20 protein-coding genes, 1 tRNA gene and 2 pseudogenes are annotated in these 22725 nt (G+C 69.7%); 11 read left to right on the top strand and 12 right to left on the bottom strand.

The window, feature by feature from the left end; all coding sequences use genetic code 11:
• The first annotated feature begins 94 nt into the window (after positions 1-94).
• A complete protein-coding gene (locus OG747_RS51065) occupies positions 95-1513 on the top strand; it encodes a DEAD/DEAH box helicase (protein WP_331765188.1) in 1419 nt (472 codons plus the stop codon).
• A gap of 197 nt (positions 1514-1710) precedes the next feature.
• On the opposite strand, the gene OG747_RS51060 is transcribed toward OG747_RS51065, so the two are convergent.
• On the bottom strand, positions 1711-2943 hold the full coding sequence (locus tag OG747_RS51060) for an FAD-dependent oxidoreductase (RefSeq protein WP_331743519.1): 1233 nt from the start codon (positions 2941-2943) through the stop codon (positions 1711-1713).
• 157 nt (positions 2944-3100) lie between these two features.
• Entirely contained in the window at positions 3101-4267 is a 1167-nt protein-coding gene (locus OG747_RS51055; protein ID WP_405886381.1) for a trypsin-like serine protease, read from the bottom strand.
• Between the two features lie 327 nt (positions 4268-4594).
• Here OG747_RS51055 and OG747_RS51050 point away from each other — a divergent pair, with 327 nt between their 5' ends.
• Complete coding sequence (locus tag OG747_RS51050; RefSeq protein ID WP_331765186.1) at positions 4595-5557, top strand: hypothetical protein; 963 nt, start codon at positions 4595-4597, stop codon at positions 5555-5557.
• On the opposite strand, the pseudogene OG747_RS51045 reads toward OG747_RS51050, so the two are convergent.
• Positions 5542-5697: pseudogene (locus OG747_RS51045) on the bottom strand (SAM-dependent methyltransferase); the annotation flags it as partial. The gene OG747_RS51050 and the pseudogene OG747_RS51045 sit on opposite strands and share 16 nt — an antisense overlap.
• A gap of 36 nt (positions 5698-5733) precedes the next feature.
• Positions 5734-6321, bottom strand: a complete 588-nt coding sequence (locus OG747_RS51040; protein ID WP_331743528.1) for a TetR/AcrR family transcriptional regulator — start codon at positions 6319-6321, stop codon at positions 5734-5736.
• Between the two features lie 460 nt (positions 6322-6781).
• Here OG747_RS51040 and OG747_RS51035 point away from each other — a divergent pair, with 460 nt between their 5' ends.
• From OG747_RS51035 to OG747_RS51020, 4 genes and pseudogenes are all read left to right on the top strand, one after another.
• Positions 6782-7840, top strand: coding sequence for an alpha/beta hydrolase (locus OG747_RS51035; protein WP_331765185.1), 1059 nt, complete (start codon positions 6782-6784; stop codon positions 7838-7840).
• Between the two features lie 881 nt (positions 7841-8721).
• Positions 8722-9486, top strand: a complete 765-nt coding sequence (locus OG747_RS51030; protein WP_331743537.1) for an SDR family NAD(P)-dependent oxidoreductase — start codon at positions 8722-8724, stop codon at positions 9484-9486.
• Positions 9487-9888: 402 nt separating this feature from the next.
• A complete protein-coding gene (locus OG747_RS51025) occupies positions 9889-10464 on the top strand; it encodes an ABATE domain-containing protein (RefSeq protein WP_331744982.1) in 576 nt (191 codons plus the stop codon).
• A 208-nt stretch (positions 10465-10672) separates the two neighbouring features.
• Positions 10673-10876: pseudogene (locus OG747_RS51020) on the top strand (RNA-guided endonuclease TnpB family protein); the annotation flags it as partial.
• Here the strand turns inward: OG747_RS51020 and OG747_RS51015 are convergent.
• From OG747_RS51015 to OG747_RS51005, 3 genes are read right to left on the bottom strand one after another with little or no spacing between them, the layout of a single operon-like run.
• On the bottom strand, positions 10821-11183 hold the full coding sequence (locus OG747_RS51015; protein ID WP_405886564.1) for a hypothetical protein: 363 nt from the start codon (positions 11181-11183) through the stop codon (positions 10821-10823). The pseudogene OG747_RS51020 and the gene OG747_RS51015 overlap by 56 nt on opposite strands.
• 57 nt (positions 11184-11240) lie before the next feature.
• Positions 11241-11627, bottom strand: a complete 387-nt coding sequence (locus tag OG747_RS51010; protein ID WP_331765184.1) for a fic family toxin-antitoxin system, toxin component — start codon at positions 11625-11627, stop codon at positions 11241-11243.
• Positions 11624-11923 carry a DUF1778 domain-containing protein gene (locus OG747_RS51005; protein WP_331743543.1) on the bottom strand — a complete coding sequence of 100 codons (300 nt, stop codon included), beginning with the start codon at positions 11921-11923 and terminating at the stop codon, positions 11624-11626. Before OG747_RS51005 ends, OG747_RS51010 begins: the two co-directional genes overlap by 4 nt.
• A gap of 53 nt (positions 11924-11976) precedes the next feature.
• On the opposite strand from OG747_RS51005, the gene OG747_RS51000 reads away from it, so the two are divergent.
• From OG747_RS51000 to OG747_RS50990, 3 genes are all read left to right on the top strand, one after another.
• Positions 11977-12072, top strand: a tRNA-OTHER gene (locus OG747_RS51000).
• Between the two features lie 526 nt (positions 12073-12598).
• A complete protein-coding gene (locus tag OG747_RS50995; RefSeq protein WP_331743546.1) occupies positions 12599-12865 on the top strand; it encodes a hypothetical protein in 267 nt (88 codons plus the stop codon).
• A 96-nt stretch (positions 12866-12961) separates the two neighbouring features.
• Positions 12962-13144, top strand: coding sequence for a hypothetical protein (locus OG747_RS50990; RefSeq protein ID WP_405886379.1), 183 nt, complete (start codon positions 12962-12964; stop codon positions 13142-13144).
• Here OG747_RS50990 and OG747_RS50985 read toward each other — a convergent pair.
• Positions 13141-13806 (bottom strand): hypothetical protein, encoded by a 666-nt coding sequence (locus OG747_RS50985; RefSeq protein ID WP_331765183.1) that lies wholly within the window; start codon positions 13804-13806, stop codon positions 13141-13143. The genes OG747_RS50990 and OG747_RS50985 overlap by 4 nt on opposite strands.
• A 359-nt stretch (positions 13807-14165) precedes the next feature.
• Here OG747_RS50985 and OG747_RS50980 point away from each other — a divergent pair, with 359 nt between their 5' ends.
• The gene (locus OG747_RS50980; protein WP_331743555.1) at positions 14166-15449 is read left to right on the top strand and encodes a phosphatase PAP2 family protein; all 1284 of its coding nucleotides are present in this window, start codon (positions 14166-14168) and stop codon (positions 15447-15449) included.
• 226 nt (positions 15450-15675) lie between these two features.
• Positions 15676-18819: a BTAD domain-containing putative transcriptional regulator gene (locus tag OG747_RS50975; RefSeq protein ID WP_331743558.1), complete on the top strand. Its 3144-nt coding sequence runs from the start codon at positions 15676-15678 to the stop codon at positions 18817-18819.
• On the opposite strand, the gene OG747_RS50970 is transcribed toward OG747_RS50975, so the two are convergent.
• The 4 genes from OG747_RS50970 to OG747_RS50955 form a co-directional block, all read right to left on the bottom strand.
• Positions 18803-19525: an ABC transporter permease gene (locus OG747_RS50970; protein WP_405886551.1), complete on the bottom strand. Its 723-nt coding sequence runs from the start codon at positions 19523-19525 to the stop codon at positions 18803-18805. The genes OG747_RS50975 and OG747_RS50970 overlap by 17 nt on opposite strands.
• 35 nt (positions 19526-19560) lie before the next feature.
• Positions 19561-20499, bottom strand: a complete 939-nt coding sequence (locus OG747_RS50965) for an ATP-binding cassette domain-containing protein (protein WP_331743563.1) — start codon at positions 20497-20499, stop codon at positions 19561-19563.
• A gap of 341 nt (positions 20500-20840) precedes the next feature.
• Complete coding sequence (locus tag OG747_RS50960) at positions 20841-21503, bottom strand: response regulator transcription factor (protein ID WP_331743567.1); 663 nt, start codon at positions 21501-21503, stop codon at positions 20841-20843.
• The gene (locus OG747_RS50955; protein ID WP_331743570.1) at positions 21500-22675 is read right to left on the bottom strand and encodes a sensor histidine kinase; all 1176 of its coding nucleotides are present in this window, start codon (positions 22673-22675) and stop codon (positions 21500-21502) included. Before OG747_RS50955 ends, OG747_RS50960 begins: the two co-directional genes overlap by 4 nt.
• Positions 22676-22725 lie beyond the last annotated feature (50 nt).

The raw sequence follows: 22725 nt of genomic DNA, 5'->3' as shown, positions 1-22725 counted from the left end.
GTAAAATGAGGGCACGCTTCGACGCCGCCGGGGCCCGTACCGAAGGGGTACGGGCCCCGGCGCGTTCCGGGCGCCAGACCGAGGAAGGTTCCCCATGAACGCGAAGCCGCCAGCCCCTGGACTCTCCCGTGCCGACGAGCACCAGCCGGCGACAGCGCCGCAGGGCGAACTCTCGACGCCGCAGGCGGTCTCCACGGACCTGCCGCCGGCCGCGTCCTTCGACGCACTCGGGCTGCCGCCGGAGCTGGTGAAGACGATGACCGGCCTCGGGGTGACGGAGCCTTTCCCGATCCAGGCGGCGACTCTGCCGGGCGCGCTGGCCGGCCGTGATGTCCTCGGCCGAGCGCGGACCGGTTCCGGCAAGACGCTGGCTTTCGGGCTTGCACTGCTCACCCGGACGGCAGGCATGCGAGCGGAGTCCAAGCGGCCGCTCGCACTGGTCCTGGTGCCGACCCGGGAGCTCGCACAGCAGGTGAGCGACGCGCTGGCGCCGTACGCGCAGACGTTGAACGTACGACTGGCGACGGTGGTCGGTGGCCTGTCGATCAACCGGCAGTCGGCGCTGCTGCGGACCGGCGCCGAGGTGGTCATCGCGACGCCGGGGCGGCTGGCCGACCTGGTGTCGCGCCGGGACTGCCACCTGAATCACGTGCGGATCACGGTGCTGGACGAGGCGGACCAGATGTGCGACCTGGGGTTCCTGCCGCAGGTCTCGGAAATCCTGGACCAGGTCCGCTCCGACGGGCAGCGGCTTCTGTTTTCGGCCACGCTCGACCACAACGTCGACCAGTTGGTACGGAGCTACCTTCACGACCCGGTTCTCGCATCGGTCGACCGGGTGGCAGGCTCGGTCACCACGATGGAACACCACGTGCTGAACATTCACGCCGCCGACAAGTACGCGACGGCGACCGAGATCGCCGCGCGGGACGGCCGGGTATTGATGTTCCTGGACACCAAGGCCGGCGTGGACCAGTTCACCCGTCACCTGCGGGCCAGCGGCATACGGGCTGCTGCCCTGCACAGCGGGAAGTCGCAGCCGCAACGCACGCACACGCTCGCCCAGTTCAAGGACGGTGAGATCACCGTGCTGGTGGCCACCAACGTCGCCGCGCGGGGCATTCACATCGACGCGCTCGACCTCGTCGTCAATGTCGACCCCCCGGCCGACGCCAAGGACTACCTGCACCGGGGCGGGCGCACGGCGCGCGCCGGGGAGTCCGGGAACGTGGTCACCCTGGTCACCCACAGCGAGCGGCGCGATGTGAACCGGATGATGTCCGACGCCGGTATCCGGCCGACCGTCACACAAGTGCGTTCCGGTGAGGAAACGCTGACCACCATCACCGGGGCAAAACGCCCGCCGGTCGGGACGAAGACCAGCGGCGGCAACGCCCCCTTCCGCGGCCTCGGCACCCGTCCGGGCCGTCCCGTCAAGGAGTCCCGCAAAGCCGCCGAGTCCCGAAAGATCGCGGAAGCCCGCGCGGCGGCCCGGGTACGCAAGGGCCGCTGACGCCGGACGGACCCGCCGGAGCGGGACGTGTCGCGCGCGCCGCGTCGACCCAGGGACCGCCTCGCGCTGCGCGCGGCGGGTGGGTGGGCTGAGGGGCGGGGGAACGCTCGCCGCTGCCGCACCGCACTCGCGGGCCGGCCACCGATCAACCGTGTGAACGGTGCTTCAGGTCGGTGCAGCGAGCCGTGCGCCGCGGATCACCGCACCGACTCGGCGGGCGGACGCTCGCGTACAGCGCCGTAGCCGATGAAGTACGCCGGCACGCGCCTCAGCCACGGTGCGGCGGTGAGCAGGTCGCTCACCCGCTCCGCCCGCCTGGCGTCGCCGAAGGGCGGGTGTCCCGCGAGCACGGGCGCGATGATCCGCGCGTGAGCGAACCGCTGCAGCGCCTGTGTCGCCGCCGTGGTCGGCCAGCGGCGCCGCTGGACGCCGCGTACGTCCCGCAGGCCGACCACACCCCTGCGCAGCGGTCCGACGAGATGCCGCGCGGCGGCCACTGCGTCTTCGACGGCGAGGTTGATGCCGATGCCGAAGACCGGTGACATCGCGTGCGCCGCGTCGCCGATGCACAGCAGTCCCGGGCGGTGCCAGCGCCGGAGGCGGTCGAGCCGTACGTCGAGCATCTTCACCTCCTCCCACGACCGCAGCGCATGCGCCCGGTCCGCGAGCCAGGGCACGGCGGCCGAGAAGTCGGCCATGAACCGCTCGAGACCGGCGGCGCGGCGCTCGGCGTCGGTCCCCTTGGGAATCAGCGCGGCGCACTGCCAGTACTCCCCACGGTCGATCATCGCGGTGAGGAACCGGTCGCCGGCGCCTCCCACAAGCCCGTGCGGGTCGCCTTCCCGCCGTGGCAGCCTGAACCACCAGGCGTCCATGGGGCAGGTGAACTGCCGCAGCCGCAGTTCGGGCCGCGACCGGGCCAGCGAGCCCCGACCGTCGCAGGCCACCGTGAGGGTGGCCCGCAGTTCGCCCGTACGGCCGTCGGACGTGCGGTACCGCACCCCGGTGACCCGTCCGCGCTCCACCAGGAAGGACGTCGCCTCGGTGCTCATCCGCACGGAGAAGGACGGCTCCTTTCGGGCCTCGTCGGCGAGAAGGTCGAGCAGGTCCCACTGCGGCACCATCGCCACGTAGTTGTACGGGCCCGGCAGCGCGCTGATGTCCGAGACGGTGATCAGCGAACCGTCCGCGCCGAGCGGCAGCTGGACCCTGGTCACCCGACGTTGCGGCAGACGGGCGAAGCGCTCGGCCAGACCGAGGTCGTCCAGCAGCGCCAGAGTCGAGGGATGCACCGTGTCGCCGCGGAAGTCGCGCAGAAAGTCGCCGTGCTTCTCCAGGACCGTGACGACCACGCCGGCCCGGGCCAGCAGCAGGCCGAGGACCATTCCCGCCGGGCCGCCGCCCACCACGCAGCACGTTGTCCGCTCCATCGCGGCCCTTCCCTTCGGTGACATCCACGACCCGAGCCAATGGGATATAGCCAATGGGATATATAGCATCAAAAAAGGCTCCTCGATCGGCTGCCCGTCACGGAGCGCGAGTCGATGCTGCGCACCATGCTGAGTTCGCCGTCGGACCAGCGCACCATCAGGTCGAACTGGTTGGACCCGGTGAAGTCGCCGGCCGTGAGGGTTTGTGCGTGTGTCCAGGTGCTGTTGGAGGCCGGCAGTTGCCGGTCGGGGGCAAAGCCGCCCTGTCCGTTGCCGGGGTGGAGCGTGACCTCGCCGTCGGTCCACACCACGATCGTGTCGCTGTGCCCGGCGTGGCGGAAGTCGCCGGAGGCCAGGAGCCTGGCATGCTGCCAGGTGCCCGCAGAGCCGGGCTGTCCTTCGACGGCCGGTAGGGCGGTCTCGCGCCCACGGTGCGATGGGCGGCGGCGTCGTTGAACAGGTTCTGGGCGTCCTTGCCGTAGATGGGCGCGTACGTCACCCAGTCGTCGTTGGCGTCGTTGCCGCCTCCGTTGTACCCGCCGGTGTTGCCGATGACCTTGCCGGTGCCGGTGGTGCGGTTGTAGTTCTCGATCCAGGGGCCGCCGGAGACCCCTCCGTAGAAGCCGGTGCAGGTCATGCGGATCTGCCGGTAACCGGGCAGGCGCGAGGTGGTGACGGGGCAGCGGATCGCCTGGTGCTTCGAATTGACGCTTTTGGAGCTCGGATACCCGATGACCGTGGCGTTGTGGGTGTAGTTGGTGGTGGGCGTGAACGTCAGAGCGCCCGTGACGTCCTCCACTTTGCCCCGGCTGCCGGGATCGACCTGCGCGAAGGCCAGGTCCAGGTCGGAGGTGGGCTTCTTGGTGTTCGCCGCGTAGCGCGGATCGATGTACATCTGCGACACGGGGAAGACGCCGTGCGGCTGGTTCGCGGCGGACAGCCCGTCGCGGTACTGCGGTACGAAGATGCGGTGGGTGGCCCTCTCCAGACCGCGGCCGCAGTGCCCGGCGGTCAGGACGATGTCATGGGCGGCCGTGTGCACCACGCTGCCCGTGCAGTACGTGCTCTTGCCGCCCAATGGCTTGCCGTCGAAGAAGAACGTGCCCACCATCGGGTGGCCGCCGAAGTGCTCGGGACCGGGCGTGCCGGCCGGCGGCGTGCCGCGCGCGCTGATGCCGGGCGCCGAGGTTGCAGGGGCCCGGCCGGGTGGGCTGTCGAGGGGGACCGCGTTGTCCATGCGGTTGGCTGTCCAGTACTTCTCCTCCTCGCTCAGGCTCGGCCCGCCGGAGGCGGTCGGGGAGACAGGCGGCCGGCTCGGCTGCACGGGTGTCGGTGTCGCCGAGGGGGCAGGCGACACTGCCGCCACCCCGGGCCCTGTCGGACGGGGCGTCGGTGCAGCGGGGGCCGATGGCACCGGAGTACCGGTCGCGGCAAGCGCCTGGCCCGTGCCGAGTACGCCCGCGCACAGACCGAGCGCGAGCGCCGGAATCCATCTGGAACTGGAACTCAACGAGGTGTCTTTCCGTCTTGGAGAAAGCCGAACGGCGGGCGATACCGATCTCACGTAATCGCACACATATTCGATATGACGGTTGGCAGCGTAGCGTCACACGCGGCTTGACGCGGCGTCACAAGACAGACAGGCGAGGCAATGGACCGATTCCGCACCGCGGCAGTGGTGGCACTGCCGCTCCTGCTGCCCCTCCTGGCCGCCGCACCCGCCTCCGCCGCCGAACCGGCACCGCTGCCGCTCGGCAGTGTCCGGTCCGTGCGTCCCGGCGACACGCTGGCCGTCACCGCGGCGAGCGGACAGGCCGCGAACGGCGACACCATTACCTCCCCGGCATTGCTGAAAGCCGGACGGATGCGGATGACGGCACCCGGGCTGACGGCCACCGTCACCATCGCCTGCGACGCCCGGCCCGGCACCTACCCTGTCACGCTGACCAGCGCCGGAGCCGCACGCCCGGCCGAGCACGGGGCCCCGTGGGCACGCGTACGCGTTGAACCGGCCGACGAGGCCGCGCGTCGCGCCTGCCGGGACAAGGTCAAGAAGATGCCCCCGCCCGACCGGGAGGAACACTGGGCGGCGAACACCACCTGGCCCCAGTCGGAATGGGACGTCCGGTCTTTCCGCGCCGGCAGCCGCATCACGATCACCGACAACGACGACGAGGGACTGGACGGGGTCATCACCCTCTCGTCCCCCTCCTTCGCCGACCAGCCCGTCCTGCGCGGCGCACGAGCGGTCCTGACCGCCACCGCCACCCTCAGATGCGACGCTGCGCCAGGCCTCTATCCCGTCTACCGGCACGCTCCCGACCAGGGCAAGAGCCACCCGAACCAGCCATGGGCCCGGCTGCGCATCGCCCCTGCCTCCAGAACGAGCACCTGCCCCGCGCAGCAGGCGGCGCGTCCCTCCAGGACATCCCTCACCGAAGTGGCGGGCTGGGCCGCGGGTGGCGTACTCCTCGCTGCTGCGGCGGCGGGCACGGCGCTCCTCCTCAAGCGCTTCCGGTCCCGCCGTGCGGACACCGCCGGGACGCCGCCACGCGCAGGTCAATCAGACGTCCGACGCAGGACTAGGCAGACGAATCCTCAGGTGTCCCGGTAGACCCGAAGCCATTCGGAGCGTCGGGTGGTGGCTGTCTCGAGGGCGTGCGAACTGTCGGGATCGGCTGGGTGGTCCAGGGCCCATGAGGCCAGTGACCCCCAGCAGGCCCATTCGTAGTCGTCCAGCTCACGGCGCGCCGCTTCTCGCACGGTCGCCGCGCAGGCCGCTGGTTCGGGTCAGGTTCCGGTCGCCACGCCGTGCAGCAGCAGGCCGATCAGCCGGTGGGCGAGTTCGGGCTGGTTGTCATAGTCGGCGATGAGGCTGATGCCGCCCAGTGCCATCAAGACGTCGTAGGCGCTGGTGCCGGAGCGGAACGCACCCTGCTGCGTCCCAGCCGTGAGCAGGTGGTCGATCGCTTCGACAAGGAGGGCACGGGTGTGCAGCCGCCGGCTGTCATCGGTGAGCACCACGCGCAGGGCTTCGGCCATGCCCTGCTTGGTGGCCATGAAGACCACGAACCGCTCCATCCAGGTCCGTAGCGCCTCGACCGGTGGCAGCGACGCGGCGAGCTCGGGCGCCGCCTGGCACAGGCGCTGCACCTCGTGGCGGTAGGTGGCCTCGATGAGCAGTTCCTTGGAGGGGAATCGGCGATAGAGGGTGCCGATTCCGACACCGGCCTGGCGTGCGATGTCTTTGACCGAGGCGTTGGCTCCGTCCAGGGCGAAGGCCGCGGCAGCCGCCTCGAGCAACCGGTCCTCGTTGCGCTGCGCGTCCGCGCGCAACCGCCGCTGCTGCGGTGCCGCGCCGTCCGTGGTGTCCGCCAAAACCAGTCCTTCCGCACTGCTCCATCCACCTTTGCGAAGCGGAACTGGCTCCGGTTGCCCTGAAACGGAACTGATTCCGGTTACCAGGGTACGGCGATCTTCGGAGCGATGGCCACCGGCGTGCCCTGACCGTCCGGAACCGCCTGGAACCTTCTGACAGGAGCCTGGCCGCAGTTGCTTTCGGCGACCCGAAGGGCTGGGAGGGTTGCCGTCCATTCGGTTGGTCCTCGAGTACACGTACACCTAGCACACCTAGCACACCAGCGACGGCCGGCGGATTCCCCGATACCGTGTCTCACGGGTCGGCGCTGACCACAGACCCTGTCTCGGGCGTAGAAGGCTGCGCCTCTCACGAGAGAGGAAACCTGTCGTGGCGCCGGGCCGCTTGGCGGCACAGCCTGATCATGGCCGCGCTCCAGGGGCGGCACCTTCCAACATGCTCACAGGCAGGACGGTTCTCGTGATCAACAGGCGGACTTTCGGCAAGGCCCTCGGCGCAGGCACCGCGGGGACGGCGGCGGCGTCGCTGGCCGGCTGGCTGAACCCCTCGGCCGCGTCGGCCTCGGCGGCGGCCCCTGCCGGGGGAAAGGCGCCAACGGTCGGCCGGGCGAGGGGACATACATCCTTCGACTCGGTGAAACAGGTCAGGGCCGGTGAGTTGAGCATCGGCTACGCCGAAGTCGGCCCGGAGCGGGGCCCGGTGGTGATCCTGCTGCACGGATGGCCGTACGACATCCACAGCTACGTGGACGTCGCCCCGCTGCTGGCCGCCGAGGGCTACCGCGTCATCGTTCCCTACCTGCGCGGCTACGGCAGCACGACGTTCCTGTCGTCGAAGACCTTCCGCAACGCCCAGCAGGCGGTGGTCGCCCTGGACATCATTGCCCTGATGGATGCCCTGCGGATCAAGAAGGCGCTGCTCGGCGGCTTCGACTGGGGAGCGCGGACGGCCGACATCATCGCGGCGCTCTGGCCCGAGCGCTGCAAGGCCCTGGTCTCGGTGACCGGCTACCTCATCACCAACCGGGAGAAGAACAGGCAGCCGCTGCCCCCGGCAGCCGAGTGGGCATGGTGGTACCAGTACTACTTCGCCACCGAGCGGGGGGAGTTGGGCCTGGCCGAGAACCGGCACGACTTCGCCAGGCTGATCTGGCACAACGTCTCCCCGACCTGGCACTTCGACGACGCCACATTCGACCGCACTGCGGCGGCCTTCGAGAACCCGGACTACGTCGGCATTGTGATCCACAACTACCGCTGGCGGCTCGGCCTCGCGCAGGGTGACCCGCGCTTCGACGGCATCGAGGCCAAACTCGCTGCGGGCCCGGGCGTCGCCGTGCCCACGATCACCCTTGACGGCGCGTTGGATCCCTTCACTCCGGCGGGCGACGGGGCCGCGTACCGCGCCAAGTTCACCGGCCCGTACGCCCACCACACGCTGGAGGGCATCGGGCACAACGTGCCGCAGGAGGCACCCGAAGCCTTCGCCCGGGCAGTCCTGGACGCCGACCGCCTCTGACCCGGACCCCCGTCCGAAGGGCCGGTACCGACCTCTCTCGTACCGGCCCTTCGGCCGCTGTGGCGCATGCAGTGCGGGATCAGGCGGCGACGGCAGGGAAGTCGGTGGCCGTGCGGTGCCGGGACCCTCTGGGCCTCGGCACGGCGTGGGCGGTCGAGGGGGCCTCCGCGACCGGTGCCGCGACGGCGTGAGCTGAGGCGACCGTGGCCCCTTGGCAGGTGGAACCCGGCCGGGCGCGGGTGGCCATGGGGTCCGGGAAGTGCTCCGTCCATGCCGTCGGGTCGTCCGCCAGGGGCGGCGCGGCCCCTGGGGAGGAAGTCTCGATACGGCGTACCGCTACGGACGTCGGCGTCGTCGTTGACGTCCTTGACCTCGGCCCCCATTTGCGCTGTGCATCGGCTCGAAGCGGCCTGCACCGCCCTTGTCGTTGTCGGCCGGCACCTGTGTCATCTCCACCGCCCTTGCAACCGGAACTGGTTCCGCTTACGGTTAACCGGAACTGGTTCCGGATATGGGGCTGTCGCAGCTCCGGGCTTCGTCGCCAGGTTCGCACTCGGACCGTCTGCCGGTGGATGTCCATGATCGACGCCTCACCGCCTTCGGACCGGGACACCCGCTGCCGGGAACCGGCCGATGCCGATCGGCCTGGCTCCCGTGTCATGGAGTCGCCGAAACGACCATCGCCCACGTTGCCCAAACCCACGGGCAGCACACATGAGCTGCACACCCGCCGGCGCCGGCCCGGCGGCCATGGGGTTGCCTTCGGGATCCGGATCCGCGAGGTAGGCGAATCGCATTCCGACGCGAACCACCGCCGGCTGCAGAGCCGCGACAAACCGCGTCCTGTCAGGCCGCGAACACCCCACACGGAGGATGACAACATGACCGGACGACTGCAGGGCACAGTGGCGCTGGTGACCGGCGCCAGCAGCGGTATCGGCGAGGCGACCGCCCGCAGCCTCGCCGCGGAGGGAGCGGCGGTCACCGTGCTCGCGCGGCGGCGTGAACGGCTGGAGCGGTTGGCGGACAAGATCCGGGCCGAGGGCGGGACCGCCCTGGTGGTCGAGGCCGATATCACCGACCAGCAGCAGGCATCGGCGGCCATAGAGAGTGTGGTCGCAGAGTTGGGCCGCCTGGACACGGTTGTCAACAACGCCGGCTTCATGGGTGTCGGGCAGGCGGTGGACTCTCCGCTCGAGGAGTGGGAGCGCATGCTCGAGATCAATGTCCAGGGCCTGCTGTACATCACCCACGCCGCGCTGCCGCACCTCCTCCGAGCCGCCGAGGACTCCCCGCGGCGGGTGGCGGACCTGGTCAACATCAGCTCGACCGCGGGCCGGGTGGCCCGGCCCGGGACGGCCGTCTACAACCTGACGAAGTTCGGCGTCAACGGATTCACCGAGGCGCTGCGGCAGGAGGTCATGCAAAAGCGCGTGCGGGTGAGCGTGGTCGAGCCCGGCACCGTGGCCACGGAGCTGAGCTCGCACCTCCGCGACGGCGCGCGGGAGGCGATCGAACGCCAGATCGATGGCATGGAGCTGCTGCGCCCCGAGGACATCGCCGACGCGGTCTCCTACATCGTCACCCGGGACCGCCGAGTGGCCGTCAACGAGATCCTCGTGCGCGCCGGCGAGCAGACCTGGTGACGCGACGAGCCGGCTCGTGAGGTGACGGCCGGGACTCACCGGTCGTCAAGGACCCCTTCGAGCTGCCGAAATCCTTCGCCGAGCTGCTCGGGGAAGTGCGAGTGGTGCGCCGGTGAGCCGATCCGACGCGTGTCGGTTTGCTCACCGGCGCACCAAACTTCCCGATCCGTTTGCGCGAAGCGCAGGGTACTCGGCAGCACGGGATTGGCCTCAGGAGACTCGATGAGGCTGAGGCTGAGGCAGGGCCGGGGCGTAACCATATGAGTCGCCTGCCGTTTCTACCTGGCGTGCCCGCCGCGTGCTCGAAATGCGCGCGGTCCCCGCCGCCGGTGCCACGGCTTCGTCGGCCGAAAGGCAACGCTTGTTGCCCCTTCGTTCGTCACCGCTCAAAATGGTGACATGATGCATGTCTTCAAGTGCGGCGCCCCAGTGCTGGACTTCGCCGGAACCCTGCGCGCACGGCGCAACGCCGTGCCCATGGAGATGCTCACGTCCCCGGAGAGTCTCGACGCCTGGTTCCGTGAGTCCGGTGTCGTCGACGCAGACACGCACTGCGAGCCGTCCGACGTGGAGGATGCGGTGGCTCTGCGCGAGGCGATCTACCTGCTCGTCGCCGCCGGACTGGCGGGTGACACCTATGACGCCGATGCACTCGCGCTGGTCAACGACAGGGCGCGTACACCGTCCGCGATCCCGCAGCTCACCCAGGCGGGGCGCCGAATCGAGGCGACTGGGCAGCAGGCTTTGTCCTCGATCGCCCGACAGGTCGTCCAACTCCTCGGCGGACCGGAAGCGGCGCTGCTCAAGGAGTGCAGCAGGCCGGAGTGCACCCAGATCTACCTCGACCGGTCGCATGGAGGCCGCCGGGAGTGGTGCGCCATGGATCCGTGCGGAAACAGGGTAAAGGCGGCCGCCTATCGTGCGCGTAAGCGGACGAGTGAGCCGCGTTCGGCCGCGGCGGCACCGACGAGCCGGTAGGGCCCGGTCCGGGAGCGCAACTTCGCGCTACGGCAACCGGAGCGGATCCGCCCCGAGCCTTTCTCGAAGAGCGAACGGTCACGGCGGCGGACCCGACGAAGAACACCTGCAACACCGACGAGCGACGCGTTCGCTGAGCAGCGAGTGCTGTTCGGTGAGGGCGGCCGCCATCCGTGACGGTTGTGGGCGTCGTACGGGCGTTCCTGTTCGGTACGACCGGATGACGGCCCGCCGCAGACCTGCCGGGGGACAGCCCGCGGCGAAGGGCTACCGCGAAGCGAAACGCCTGCGCGCGAAGGCGTACAAGAAGGTGGACCGGCAGCGGCAGGACACCGGGCGCAAGTGGGCGAAGAAGGTCATGCGTGATCACGACGTCGTCGCCGAGGAGGACTTCCGGCCGACGTTCCTCGCCGTCGGGCGAAGTGGCTTGTGCGGGTGGAGCCGATGGGTGTGCCGGTCCACCAGGCGTCGAGGCGGATCAGGTTGAGTCCCGTTGCTGGTTTGCGCCAGGTGGACCACACCGAGCTGATTGCTCCCTGAGGGCAGGTGACCTGGCGTATCTCCCACTCGACCAGGAACGCGCTCTGGGACAGGAATTCCAGGCCATGGCGGGTCTGATGGGCGTCCGCTCCCACAGGGCCGACCAGGTCGATGCCATGCTCGTCGCGGGCGTCGAGGATGTGGGCGGCGGTGGCGTATCCGGCATCGACCTCATGCACTGGGGGCGGGGTACGGCGGACGGCGAGACCCAAGGGGCGCTCAAGACACCAGCCGGATCAGGAAACGCTCCATGCGCGCAGCCGGCGGCCGATCAGACCAACGCCCATCGCGTCAGAAGCAGCGTCCCGCACCAGAGAGACCGCCTCCTTCGGCGGGTAGTCGAGCCGGCACCCGTTCAGGGCCAGGTACGCCTCTGCGGAGTGCCAGGCGAAGGCCTCGTTGGAGTGCTCCAGACATGGCAGCTTCACCAGTGTCTGGAGCAGCGCGGCCGCCTTGAGATACAGGGAGCCGTAGATGTCGCGCTCCAGGGCCCGGGCATTGACCCGGGCGACTGCCGCGTAGAGCGGGCCATAGTCGTCCACCTGCGGATCACCGGGCAGCAACTCGGCGGCGTGCAGCAAGAAGGTCACATCAAGCGGGTGGAGCGGTTCGTTCTGCGTCACGCGGCGTGGCCCCGCTCCTGCTGCTCCTCAAGATCGCGCCGCGCCTCCAGCTCCGCCGTGCGCTGCTGCGCGCTGGGATCGACAGTGCCGGCCCCCTCGGTAAACGCGTCGCTGCTGCGCTTCATCGACGCCTGGAACGCGTCGATGAAGCGCTCTTCCACAGCGGTGGCGCGAGCGTAGGCGGCGGACAGGATGTACTCCTGCAGGCTGACGCCCTCCTGCCGCGCGGCGGCCTCGATCGCGGCGCGCTGGGCCGGATCGGGAAAACGTAGGTTCATGGCTTTGGGTTGCGACATGGTACCGATGGTACCGCCGATACCACGGGTCGGACCAGACCCGGTGGCCTGCGGCCCCTGCGCGAGTCGGATGCCCCCGACGAGGAGTGACCGCTCACTGGGCACGGTCGCCGGAGCCGTGCGCGCAGGTTCGAATCCTGCCGGGGGCACCCTGCATGAGGTGCCCAAAGACCCCGTCACCAGCGGAAACGCTGAGGGTGGGGTCTTCGCGTATGTGCAGGCGTGTGCCGCTCAGAGCGGGCGTATGCCGAGGTCTGTGGACGAGGCGTGGACGGGATCTTGGGGCATTGCCGCAGGTGAACCTGAGAAAACGTTGACTCCCGGACGGTCGGCCCACGACACCAGCGTTCCAGATCTCAGGTGTCCGGCTGCCGTCACGGCCGACCTCGCACGATCGGCCGCCCAGGCAGTGTTACGGAGTATCAACGCTGTTCCCTTCAGACGCACGCGCTTCACGACAGGACCGGCACATCACAGGGCACGGAGTTTCAGGCAAGACCGTCCATAGGGTGCGGGCCAGGTCGCACCACCTGGCCTCGTCTCGGCGTCGGCGGCCACAACAGGTACGGCCCAGCAAAAACGCCGGCCCCACCCCGGGCCAGGAGCGGGGCCGGCCTGCCGTTATCGTCCCCATGGTTGGGCCATGGGGACCGACTTGGCAGGGAGGGGTCAGCCATGGGGATATTGCAGAAGTGGGCGCGCAAGCGCATGACTCAAGGCGCTGTCGCAGCACGGGAACGGGGTGAAACCACCTACGTTCACAGACTGGCCAGTTCGAATCAGCAGATCCAGGACCGGTACACCTCGGTGATCGAGTCAGAGGGCTGGAAACTGGCCGGGATCCATGAAGATCCCTCACGCCCCAAAGAGCGCTGGGTGATGACCTTCGAGCGCGCAGGCGAGGCGAGTGGGACAACTACCCAATCCTCCGAGCACGCCTAGCTAGGCACCTTTCAGGCTGATCGTTGTCGTGGAGCATCACACACTCACTCGGGGGGATCGTCTGTGATCGAGCTCGGCGTGCTATTTGGTCTGTTGGTGGCAGCGGTACTGGTCCTGGTCTTCGTGCTCCTGCGCCGAAGGAACGGCAACACGGAGAACGTCGACGGTCGCCTGATCGAGCAAGCACGGCGGCTGCAGGCGCACAACGACAGGGTCTTCTACAACGCGGCCTCAGTGAACAGCTCTTTGCCCACCATGACCGACCACTACCGTCCCTAACCCCACGGGGACCATGGGAGCTTGAGCGAGGATTCGGAGAACACGCAGGTCAGCGTTCCGCCAGGCCAGGTCGCACCTGGTGGCGCGATTTCCGGATCGCGGCACCTGACTCCGCAGCAGTGACTCCAGGCGCCCGAGCAGCGAGCGTCGGCGTCGGCGTCGCCCGGTGCTCTGCAATCGGTGGTCAGCAGGGGCAGGGCCTGACAGTAGTCGTATGCCCTCAGGGCAGTCGCCGCGCCTTCGCGCAGCAGTGCGGCATCGGCGCGGCCGGTCGCGGTCAGCTGCCAGACGGCCATGCGTAACGCGTCGTCCGCGCGCCGCCGGCCTCTGGCCAGGGTCCGTTGCGTCTGGCGCAGCAGGACCGAACGGCTGCGCAGGGCGGGAACTTTGGCGCGCAGCACTTCACCGTACAAGGGATGGGCCAGCGACACCCGGGTACGCCGGCCGTCCTGGACGACCGTGATGAGCCCTGCGGCCTCCAAGGAGGCCAGGACTTCCAGGGGCGCGGTTTCGTCGAGGTCGGCCAGCGGAACCGGCGCACACAGCGCCAGCAGTTCCAGAGCGGTACGCGATGCCGGGCCGACCGCCGCCAGCCGCTGTTCGATCAGCTCGGTCGGCGTGTTGACGGTATGCCAGCATCCCCGCCCAGGCTTCCAGTTCACGGGCTTGTGCACACGCTGTAGAGCCGCGGGGCAACCCATGAAACTCTCGATGCCCGCCGGGCGTCGAGAGTTTCATGGGTATCCCCGAGACGCTGGATCATCGAGCCAGGATCGACTTACCTTCGCACCACCGGTGACCAGTGAAACCCACCCGCGCCGCTCCGATAGCATGATCGAACTCACGACGATCGCCCTTATCGCCTGCCCTTCAACCGGAAAACCATGCTATCCGGCACAAAGAGTGCCCTATTCGACTAATAACTAACAAATCGGCCAGACAATTGATATCTATAGCATCACGGGTATTTTCGCGAATAAACTGCAGAATTACGTTCGCCACATGGCGTCAACCACGGGCGATGCTGTGGGCCACGGCCGGTGTGGTGGCCCTCGGATTCCTCATCACGCTGGAGATCGCCGCGCGTCGCTACGGCCTACCGGGGCCGATCACCAACCAGGCGCGAGAGGTGATATTCGCCCCCAAATCGGGGCCGCTGTTGTACGCCAGCATGGCGTTGATGATGGTGGTGCTCACCTGGCGGCAACGGTTCTTCGCGGCTGGTGCCGCGATCGGCATCGACGTCGCCTTCTTGCTGGTGCGGTGGGCGGTCGACGCCAAGACGGCCGGCGGCCACACCTTCGGCAACGGCGCGTTGTGGGTGATTTTGGGCTATGCGGTCATCGCTCTCACGCGCCGCACCGGCCAGGAACGTGTCCTGCTGCTGAAGGGCGTCGGGCTGGGCCTGCTGCTGGTGACCGGCCGCAAGACCGGCGATATCTGGCTACTCATCACGTCGAAGACCCGCCCGGCGGTGCTCGACCAGTACGTGGCAACCGCCGATCACGCGCTGGGCAACCCGTCGTGGCTGGTAGGCCGGATTGTCAAGGCCACCGGTCCGATCGGCGCCCATGTTCTCGACTACGTCTACATTCAGCTTGCGGTGGCCGCGGTCATCGTCGCGCTGTACCAGCTGCGTAACGTGGCCGTCGAGCGCCGCTTCCCGCGCCATCATCTGGTACGCACCTTTCTGGTCATCGGCCTCCTCGGGCCGGGCATCTACATGATCTTCCCGGTGGTCGGACCGGTCTTCGCCTACGGCACCGACGGCGGGCACTGGGCGGTGGCCAACCTGTGGCCGGACACGCCGCCGCCGATCAATGCCCCGCACCAGATGCCGTTCGACGAGATCACCCCACGCAACTGCATGCCCAGCCTGCACACAGCGTGGGCTACCGCGATCTTCATTCATTCCCGCAGGGGCCCACGGATTCTGCGATTCGCAGGCGCGTTCTGGCTGATTGCCACGCTCGGCGCGACGCTGGGCTTCGGCTACCACTACGGCGCGGATCTCGTTGCCGGCGTGGTGTTCACGCTGACGATCGAGGCAGCGCTGCGCTCGCTCGAACGTGGCTGGGATCGGTCAGGAATCCAGCTGGTCGCTTACGGCGCAACGGTCTTCGCTGCGCTCTTGGTGTCATATCGCTATCTGCCGATGGAGATGGCCGCACATCCGTGGGTGTTTGGACCACTTCTCATTCTGGCGATGACCTCAGTGGTCCACGGCTACGTACGGACCACCGGAGCGTGGGAGCCGAAGGCCGCACCAGCGCGGCAACCGGAACCGCAACCCGAACTGGTTTGAGTCCTGTTGCATCAGGTTGTGGGCGCTCCGCGTGGTTACCGGCTGGCCGAGCCGTTCAGGCCGCCGAGACCGCCCAGCAGCTGCGCCCGCGCGTCGGAGCGCGGCACGACCGGTTCCCACGGCGCGACCTCGATCTTCACCCGCACCCGCATCGGTGCTCAACTACCGGTCGGCGAGGCGTTATCGACCCGAAGATGCTGCCGAACGCCCATGACAGAATCAGCGGGTGCAGATCGGGATGCTGGGTCCATTGGAGGTTCGCACGGACGACGGCGGCTTGGCCGACGTGCCGGGCGCGCGGTTGCGCGGACTGCTGGTCGCCCTCGCGCTCAAGCCGGGTCACGCGGTCCCGAAGGCGTCGCTCGTCGACTGGATCTGGGGGGAGCACCCGCCCGCCGATGCGACGAACGCCCTGCAGCGCTTGGTTTCCCGGCTCCGAAAGGCACTGCCGGACGGGGTGGTCGAGGGGCAGACGGACGGCTACCGGTTGACGGTGGAGCCCGACGCCGTCGACGCCGTGCGGTTCGAACGCCTCGTCATCGCGGGCCAGGCCCGCACCGAGGATGCTTCCCGGCGGGTGCGGCTGCTGCGCGAGGCCTTCGAGCTGTGGCGCGGTGCGGCCATGCAGGACGTCGGTCTGCAGGACAGCGCCGCGTTCGACGCCGTGGTCGTCCGGCTCGAGGGGTTGCGCCTGACCGCCACCGAGGAGCGGTTCGACGCGGAGGTCACCCTCGGGCGCGGTGCGGAGGTGGTCACGGAGCTGACCGACCTGGTGGCCGCGCACCCGGTACGGGAACGGCTCGTCGCCGCGCTGATGCGCGCCCTCGTCGCGGCCGGTCGCGACAGCGAGGCGCTGCTGGTGTACCAGCGCGCGAGGGAGGCCCTGGCCGACGCGCTGGGCGTCGACCCCTCGCCGGAGCTGTCCGCTTTACATGTTGCGCTGCTGCGCGGCGAACTGGGGCGGGGGGAAGCGAGCCGCAAGACCAACCTGCGCGCCGAGCTGACCACCTTCGTCGGCAGGGGCGCCGATGTCGCCGCGGTCCGTGAGCTCATAGCCGAGCACCGGCTCACCACCGTGATCGGGCCGGGCGGCTCGGGGAAGACCAGGCTGGCCACGGAGACCGCGCGCACTCTGCTCGGCGACCTGCCGGACGGGGCCTGGCTGGTGGAGTTTGCCGCCGTCGGCGCGGACGGCGACGTGGCGCAGTCGGCGCTCGCCGGGCTGGGCCTGCGGGACGCCCTGCTCGGCGGGGCCCCGAACGCGGAGCTGACGGACCGGCTCATCGCCGCGATCCGCGAGCGGGAGGCGCTGCTGATCCTGGACAACTGCGAGCACGTGATCGAGTCGGCGGCGGTGTTCGCCCACCGGGTGCTCGGGGAGTGCCGGCGGCTGCGGATCCTGGCGACGAGCCGGGAACCGCTCGGCATCACCGGGGAGGCGCTGTGGCCGGTCGAGCCGCTGGCCCTGCCGGAGGAGGACGCGGGCCCAGGCGAGATCGAGTCCTCACCCGCCGTCCAGCTGCTGCGGGACCGGGCCAGGGCGGTGCGCCGGGATCTGGCGGTCGACGCCCGCACGCTGGCGACGATGGTGCGCGTCTGCCGGGCGTTGGACGGGATGCCGCTGGCGATCGAACTGGCCGCGGCCCGGTTGCGCACCATGTCCGTCGACCAGCTCGCGGGCCGGCTCGACGACCGGTTCCGCCTGCTGACCAGCGGCAGCCGGACCGCGCTGCCGCGGCACAAGACGCTGCGCGCGGTGGTCGACTGGAGCTGGGAGCTGCTCACCGACGCCGAGCGGATGGTCCTGCGCAGGCTCTCGGTGTTCTCCGGCGGGGCGAGCCTGGAAGCGGCCGAACGGGTCTGCGCGGGCGACGCGGTCGGGCAGGAGCAGGTGCTCGACCTGCTCACCGCGCTGACCGAGAAGTCGCTGCTGCTCGCCGAGGGCGACAGCGCCCCGCGCTACCGCATGATCGGCACGATCAAGGAGTACGCCGGGCACCGGCTCGCGGCGGCGGGGGAATCGGAGCGGGCGCGCCACGCGCACCTGGCCTACTTCACCGAGCTCATCGAGACCGCGGAGCCGCACCTGCGCCGCGCGGAGCAGCTGGACTGGCTGGCCAAGCTCGAGGCCGAGCACGACAACATCGGTGCGGCGATGCGCGGCGCACTCGCGGCGGGCGAGGCGCAGGCGGTGATGCGGCTCGCGGCGGGCGCGGGCTGGTACTGGTGGCTCGGCGGGCACAGGACTGAGGGCTTCGAGCTGCTCACCGCGGCCACCAGGGCGCCCGGCGAGGCGACCGACGAGGTCCGGGCCATGGCGTACGCGATGGTCGTGCTGTTCGTGAGTTCCGGGCGGGGCGACGCGCACCAGGCGGAGGCTTGGATCCGCGAGGCGCACCGGTTCGGTCAGCGCAGCCGGCGCCGTAACCCGCTGCTGGGGCTCGTCGCCGCGATGGAACGCATGCTGCAGGGGCCCGACGCGTTCCTGCCCGCGTTCGAATCGCTGCTCGACTCCGAGGATCCGTGGGTGCGCGCGCTGGCCCGGCTGCACCTGGGCAAGACGCGGATCACGCTCGGCCACGAGGGGCGGGACGCGGACGCGTACCTGGAGAGGGCGCTTGCCGAGTTCCGGGCGCTCGGCGAGCGGTTCGGGATCTCGTTCGCCCTGACCGAGCTGGCGGACCGGATCGCCGTGCGCGGCGAGTTCGCCGGTGCGTGCGCGTACTACGAGCAGGCGATCGCGGTCGTCACCGAGGTCGGTGCCACCGAGGATGTCATCCGGATGCGGTCGCTGCAGGCGCAGCTGTACTGGCTCCTTGGCGACGAGGACGCCAGCGCGGTCGCCATCGCCGAGGCACAGCGGTACGCGGAACGGGTCGCCTGGCCGGACGCGCTGGCCGAGCTGGCCCTCGCGAAGGCGGAACTCGCCCGGTGGGGCGGCGACATCGAGGAGGCATACAGGCAACTCGGCGTCGTGACGGCCGTACTGGGCGACGAAGCGGAGCAGGCGACCATCCGCGGGTTGACGCACGACCTGCTCGGCTACCTCGCCGACGACCTCGGCGAGGCCCGGGCGCACCGCGCGGCGGCCTGCGAGGCGGCGTCCGAGGCGGGATACGCGCCGCTGATCGCTCAGGTGCTCGTCGGGGTGGCGGACCTGGCCCTGCGCCGCGACGAGCACGAGCAGGCCGCGCGGCTGCTCGCGGCGAGCACGGGCGTGCGGGGGCTGCAGGACCGCTCCCATCCGGACGTGGCTCGGATCGAGCAGACCGCGCGCCGCCGCCTCGGCGACGCGCGGTTCGCCGAGGCGACTCGGGAGGGGACGCGGGCCGGCTGGTCTCAGCTGGTCGAGGTCACGCTCGCTTCTTGAACGTGGAGACCGCCCACACGTATCCGACGAGCGCGAGCCCGACGCACCAGGCGACGGCCGCGATCGTGTCGCCGCTCGACGGGCTGCCCTCCAGCAGCCCGCGCAGCGTCTCGATGATCGGGGTGAAGGGCTGGTACTCCGCGAACTGCCGCATGCCGGTCCCCATCGTGTCCGCGGGGACGAACGCGCTGCTCAGGAACGGCAGCATGATCAGCGGCACGGTGCCCAAGCCCGCCGACTCCACGGTCTTCGCGGCCAACCCCATGGCGACCGTGAGCCAGCTGGCCCCGAAACCGAGCAACAGCATGATGCCGATCGCGGCGAGCCAGTCGAGGAAGCTCGCATGCGGACGGAATCCCATCGCGAAGCCGACGCCGATGATGACCGCATCGGCGATCAGACTGCGCACCGTCGTGGAGACGACATGACCGGTCAGCACGGCGCCGCGGGAGACGTCCATGACCTTGAACCGGTTGATGATGCCCTTCGTCATGTCGTCGTTCACGGCCGTCGCGGTGGCCCCCAGCCCGTAACTGATGGCCATCACGATCAGGCCCGGCACCGCGTAATCGATGTACCTGCCCTTGACGTTGAAGGCGCCACCGAACACGTAGACGAACATGAGCATCATCACGACGGGAAACAGGACCGCGTTGAACACCGTGACCGGATTCCGGACCGTGTGCCTGAAGTTGCGACGCAGCATGATCGCCGAGTCGCCGAACGACGTCGAGACACTGCTCACTGTGCGACCGCCTCCCTGTTCGTGCGCCCGGTCAGGGCGAGGAATACGTCGTCGAGGTCCGGTGTGTGCACGGAGAACTCCTGGGCATTGATCATGTGCTCGTCGAGCCGGTCCAGCAGGGCCCGCAGCGACCTCGACGCACCGTCGCTGGGCACCCGCAGGGTCAGCTCCTGGTCGTCCCGCGTGGACCCGGTCAGGACCCGCGCCGCCGCGTCGAGTTCGGCGCCGTCGGCGAACCGGAGCCGGACGTGGGTGCCGGGGGCCTGGCGCTTGAGCTCCTCGGGGGTGCCCTGGGCGACCAGGTGGCCCTGGTCGAGCACCGCGATCCGGTCGGCGAGCTGGTCGGCTTCCTCAAGGTACTGGGTGGTGAGGAAGATGGTGGTGCCGTCGGCCACCAACTCGCGGACGATCCCCCACATCGTGCGCCGGCTGCGCGGGTCCAGCCCCGTCGTCGGCTCGTCCAGGAAGATGATCTGCGGGTTGCCGACCAGCGTCATCGCCAGGTCCAGCTTCCGGCGCATACCGCCGGAGTAGGTCGACGCCAACTTGTCCGCCGACTCGGCCAGTTCGAACCGCTCCAGCAGCCGCGTGACCACCTGGTCACCGGAGCGCACGCGCTTCAGGTCCGCCATCAGCTGCAGGTTCTCCCGGCCCGACAGCAGCTCGTCCACCGCGGCGAACTGGCCGGTCACGCCGATGACCGCGCGTATCTCCTTGGTCCCGGTCATCACGTCGTGCCCGCCGACGCGCACCGTCCCGGCGTCGGCTTTCATCAGCGTCGTCAGGATGTTCACCGTCGTGGTCTTGCCCGCCCCGTTCGGGCCGAGCATGGAAAAGACCGATCCCGCGGCAACTTCGAAGTCGATGCCGTCGAGCACGACTTTGTCGCCATATGCCTTGCGCAGCCCTGAAACTGCAATTCCCGTACTTCTCATGCCCCCACCGTCCCCACCGGGCCTGTCACCCACCTGTCACGCCCCTGACACGACCACTGACACGGCGTTCCACCACATCGCCCCTGGTCGGAGCAGCGCACAGCCCGCAGGGCGGACACCTTCCCCGAGGCCGATGCGCGGAGGCCGGCGTCCGAGCGGCCACTCCGAACTGCTGGTGAAGAGTCAGTATTCCAACCGTGCGCTATTCATCTCCGACGCGCGCGTCCGACTCCGAGCATGGGCGGGCAGACGGGGTGGGAGGCGACGGGGGCGAAGCGCCCAAGGACGCTGATGCGGGGGTACACGTGCTTTGCGACTTCGCGATGGGCCCGGCGACGTGCTCAGCGAGGCGGCTTGACCAGCCCCGTCTCATAGGCGGTGATCACGAGCTGAACCCGGTCCCGGGCGCCCAGTTTGGCGAACAGCCGGGACACGTGCGACTTGGCGGTGGCCACCGTGATGAAGAGATCCTCCGCGATCTCCGTGTTCGACCGGCCGCGTCCGACCAGGGTCAGCACTTCACGTTCCCGCTCGGTGATGCCCTCGACGGGCCGTGGGGAGCGCTCGGGTGCAGCGGCGGGGCGCCTGACGAAGTCCGCGATCAGACGGCGTGTCACACCCGGCGCGATCAGTGCGTCGCCGACGGCGACCACGCGGATCGCCGCGAGGATGTCGTCCAACGCCATGTCCTTCACCACGAAGCCGCTCGCGCCGGCCCGGAGCGCGCCGTAGACATGGTCGTCCTCGTCGAAGGTGGTCAGCACGAGGACGCGGGTTGTCGCCGGACCGGCCGTGATCTGGCGCGTGGCCTCGATCCCGTCCATGCCGGGCATCCTGATGTCCATCACCACGACGTCGGGGCTGACATCCCTGACCAGTTGGACCGCCTCGGCGCCGGTGGCGGCCTCACCGACGACCTCCAGGTCGGGGTGATCGGCCATGAGCACGCGCAGACCGGACCGCACCAGCGGCTGGTCGTCGGCGAGGACGACGCGGACAGTCACCGGGCCTCCACCGGAACTCCGATGGGTCGGGGCAGCGGCAGGCGCGCCGCCACCCGGAAGCCGCCCTCGGGACGCGGCCCGGCGCTGAGTCGGCCGTGCAGCAGGCCGACCCGCTCCCGCATGCCTACGAGGCCGAAGCCATGGGCCAAGCCGTTCTCGGTGGCGCCGCACCCGTCGTCGACGACCTCCACGGACAGCTCCTCGCTCCCGTAGTCGACGCTCACCCGGCAGTGCCCGGTGCCCGCGTGACGGACCACGTTGGTCAGCGCCTCCTGCACGATACGGTAGGCGGACAGGTCGATGTCGGCCGGCAAGGGCCGCTGCTCCCCGCTGAAGCGCACGTCGACGCGTACCCCCGCGTCCGCGGTCGCCGCCGTGAGCCGCTCGATGTCCGCAAGACCCGGCGAGGGCCCGAGAGATGCCTGCCCCGAGGACGCTGACTCCAGGTCGGCCTGACGAAGCGCCACCAGCGTGCGCCGAAGGCCCGACAAGGTCTCTCTGCTGGTGGCCTCGATGGCTCGCAATGCCTCGCGGGCCTCCGCGGGCTGCGTCCGGATGACCCGGCTGCCCACCCCGGCCTGGATGGCAATGATGCCGATGCTGTGCGCGACCATGTCGTGCAACTCCCTTGCGATCCGCAGCCGTTCGGCGGTCACGGCCTCGGTCACCTCCTGCGCGCGCAGCGCCACCGCGTGCTCGCGGCGCTCGCGACCGAGCAGCCCCACCGTGCAGGATGCGGCCATCGCCAGCAGGGCGATCACGCTGTTGGCCGTCAGGCTGTCCCCGTGCGCGAAACCGCCGACCAGCAGGAGCTGCACGGTGAGGGATACGGCCACGGCGACGATCGAAGCCCGTCGCGTGCGGGTGGCGACGATGAAGCCCAGGACAAGGTCCACCGCCAGATACGACAGGAACTCGCCCTGATACGACACCGCCAGGCTCGCATGCGGGTGGCGGGGTGGGATCACCACCACGGCGGTGGCGCCGAAGAGCGTCATGGCCAGAGCCAGCAGCGGCATCCGTGGCAGCACACCGGCCAGCAGGCTCACCGCCAGTAGCGACCCCACACCGTGGACCGTGCCCGAAGCGCGCGGCGCGCCCCCCAGCAGCAGAAGCAGCATGAAGAGGTACAGGACACCCCCGACCCAGGCCGTGACCTTCGTCCTCGTCACCGCCGGTGTGCCCTTTCGAGAGGGAGGTTGCGATGCCAAACCCAGGCAGG

The organism is Streptomyces sp. NBC_01384, from assembly GCF_045040035.1.
Classification (GTDB): domain Bacteria; phylum Actinomycetota; class Actinomycetes; order Streptomycetales; family Streptomycetaceae; genus Streptomyces.
The sequence above is the reverse complement of the archived record's forward strand: the minus strand, read 5'-3'. Positions and strand labels throughout refer to the sequence as shown.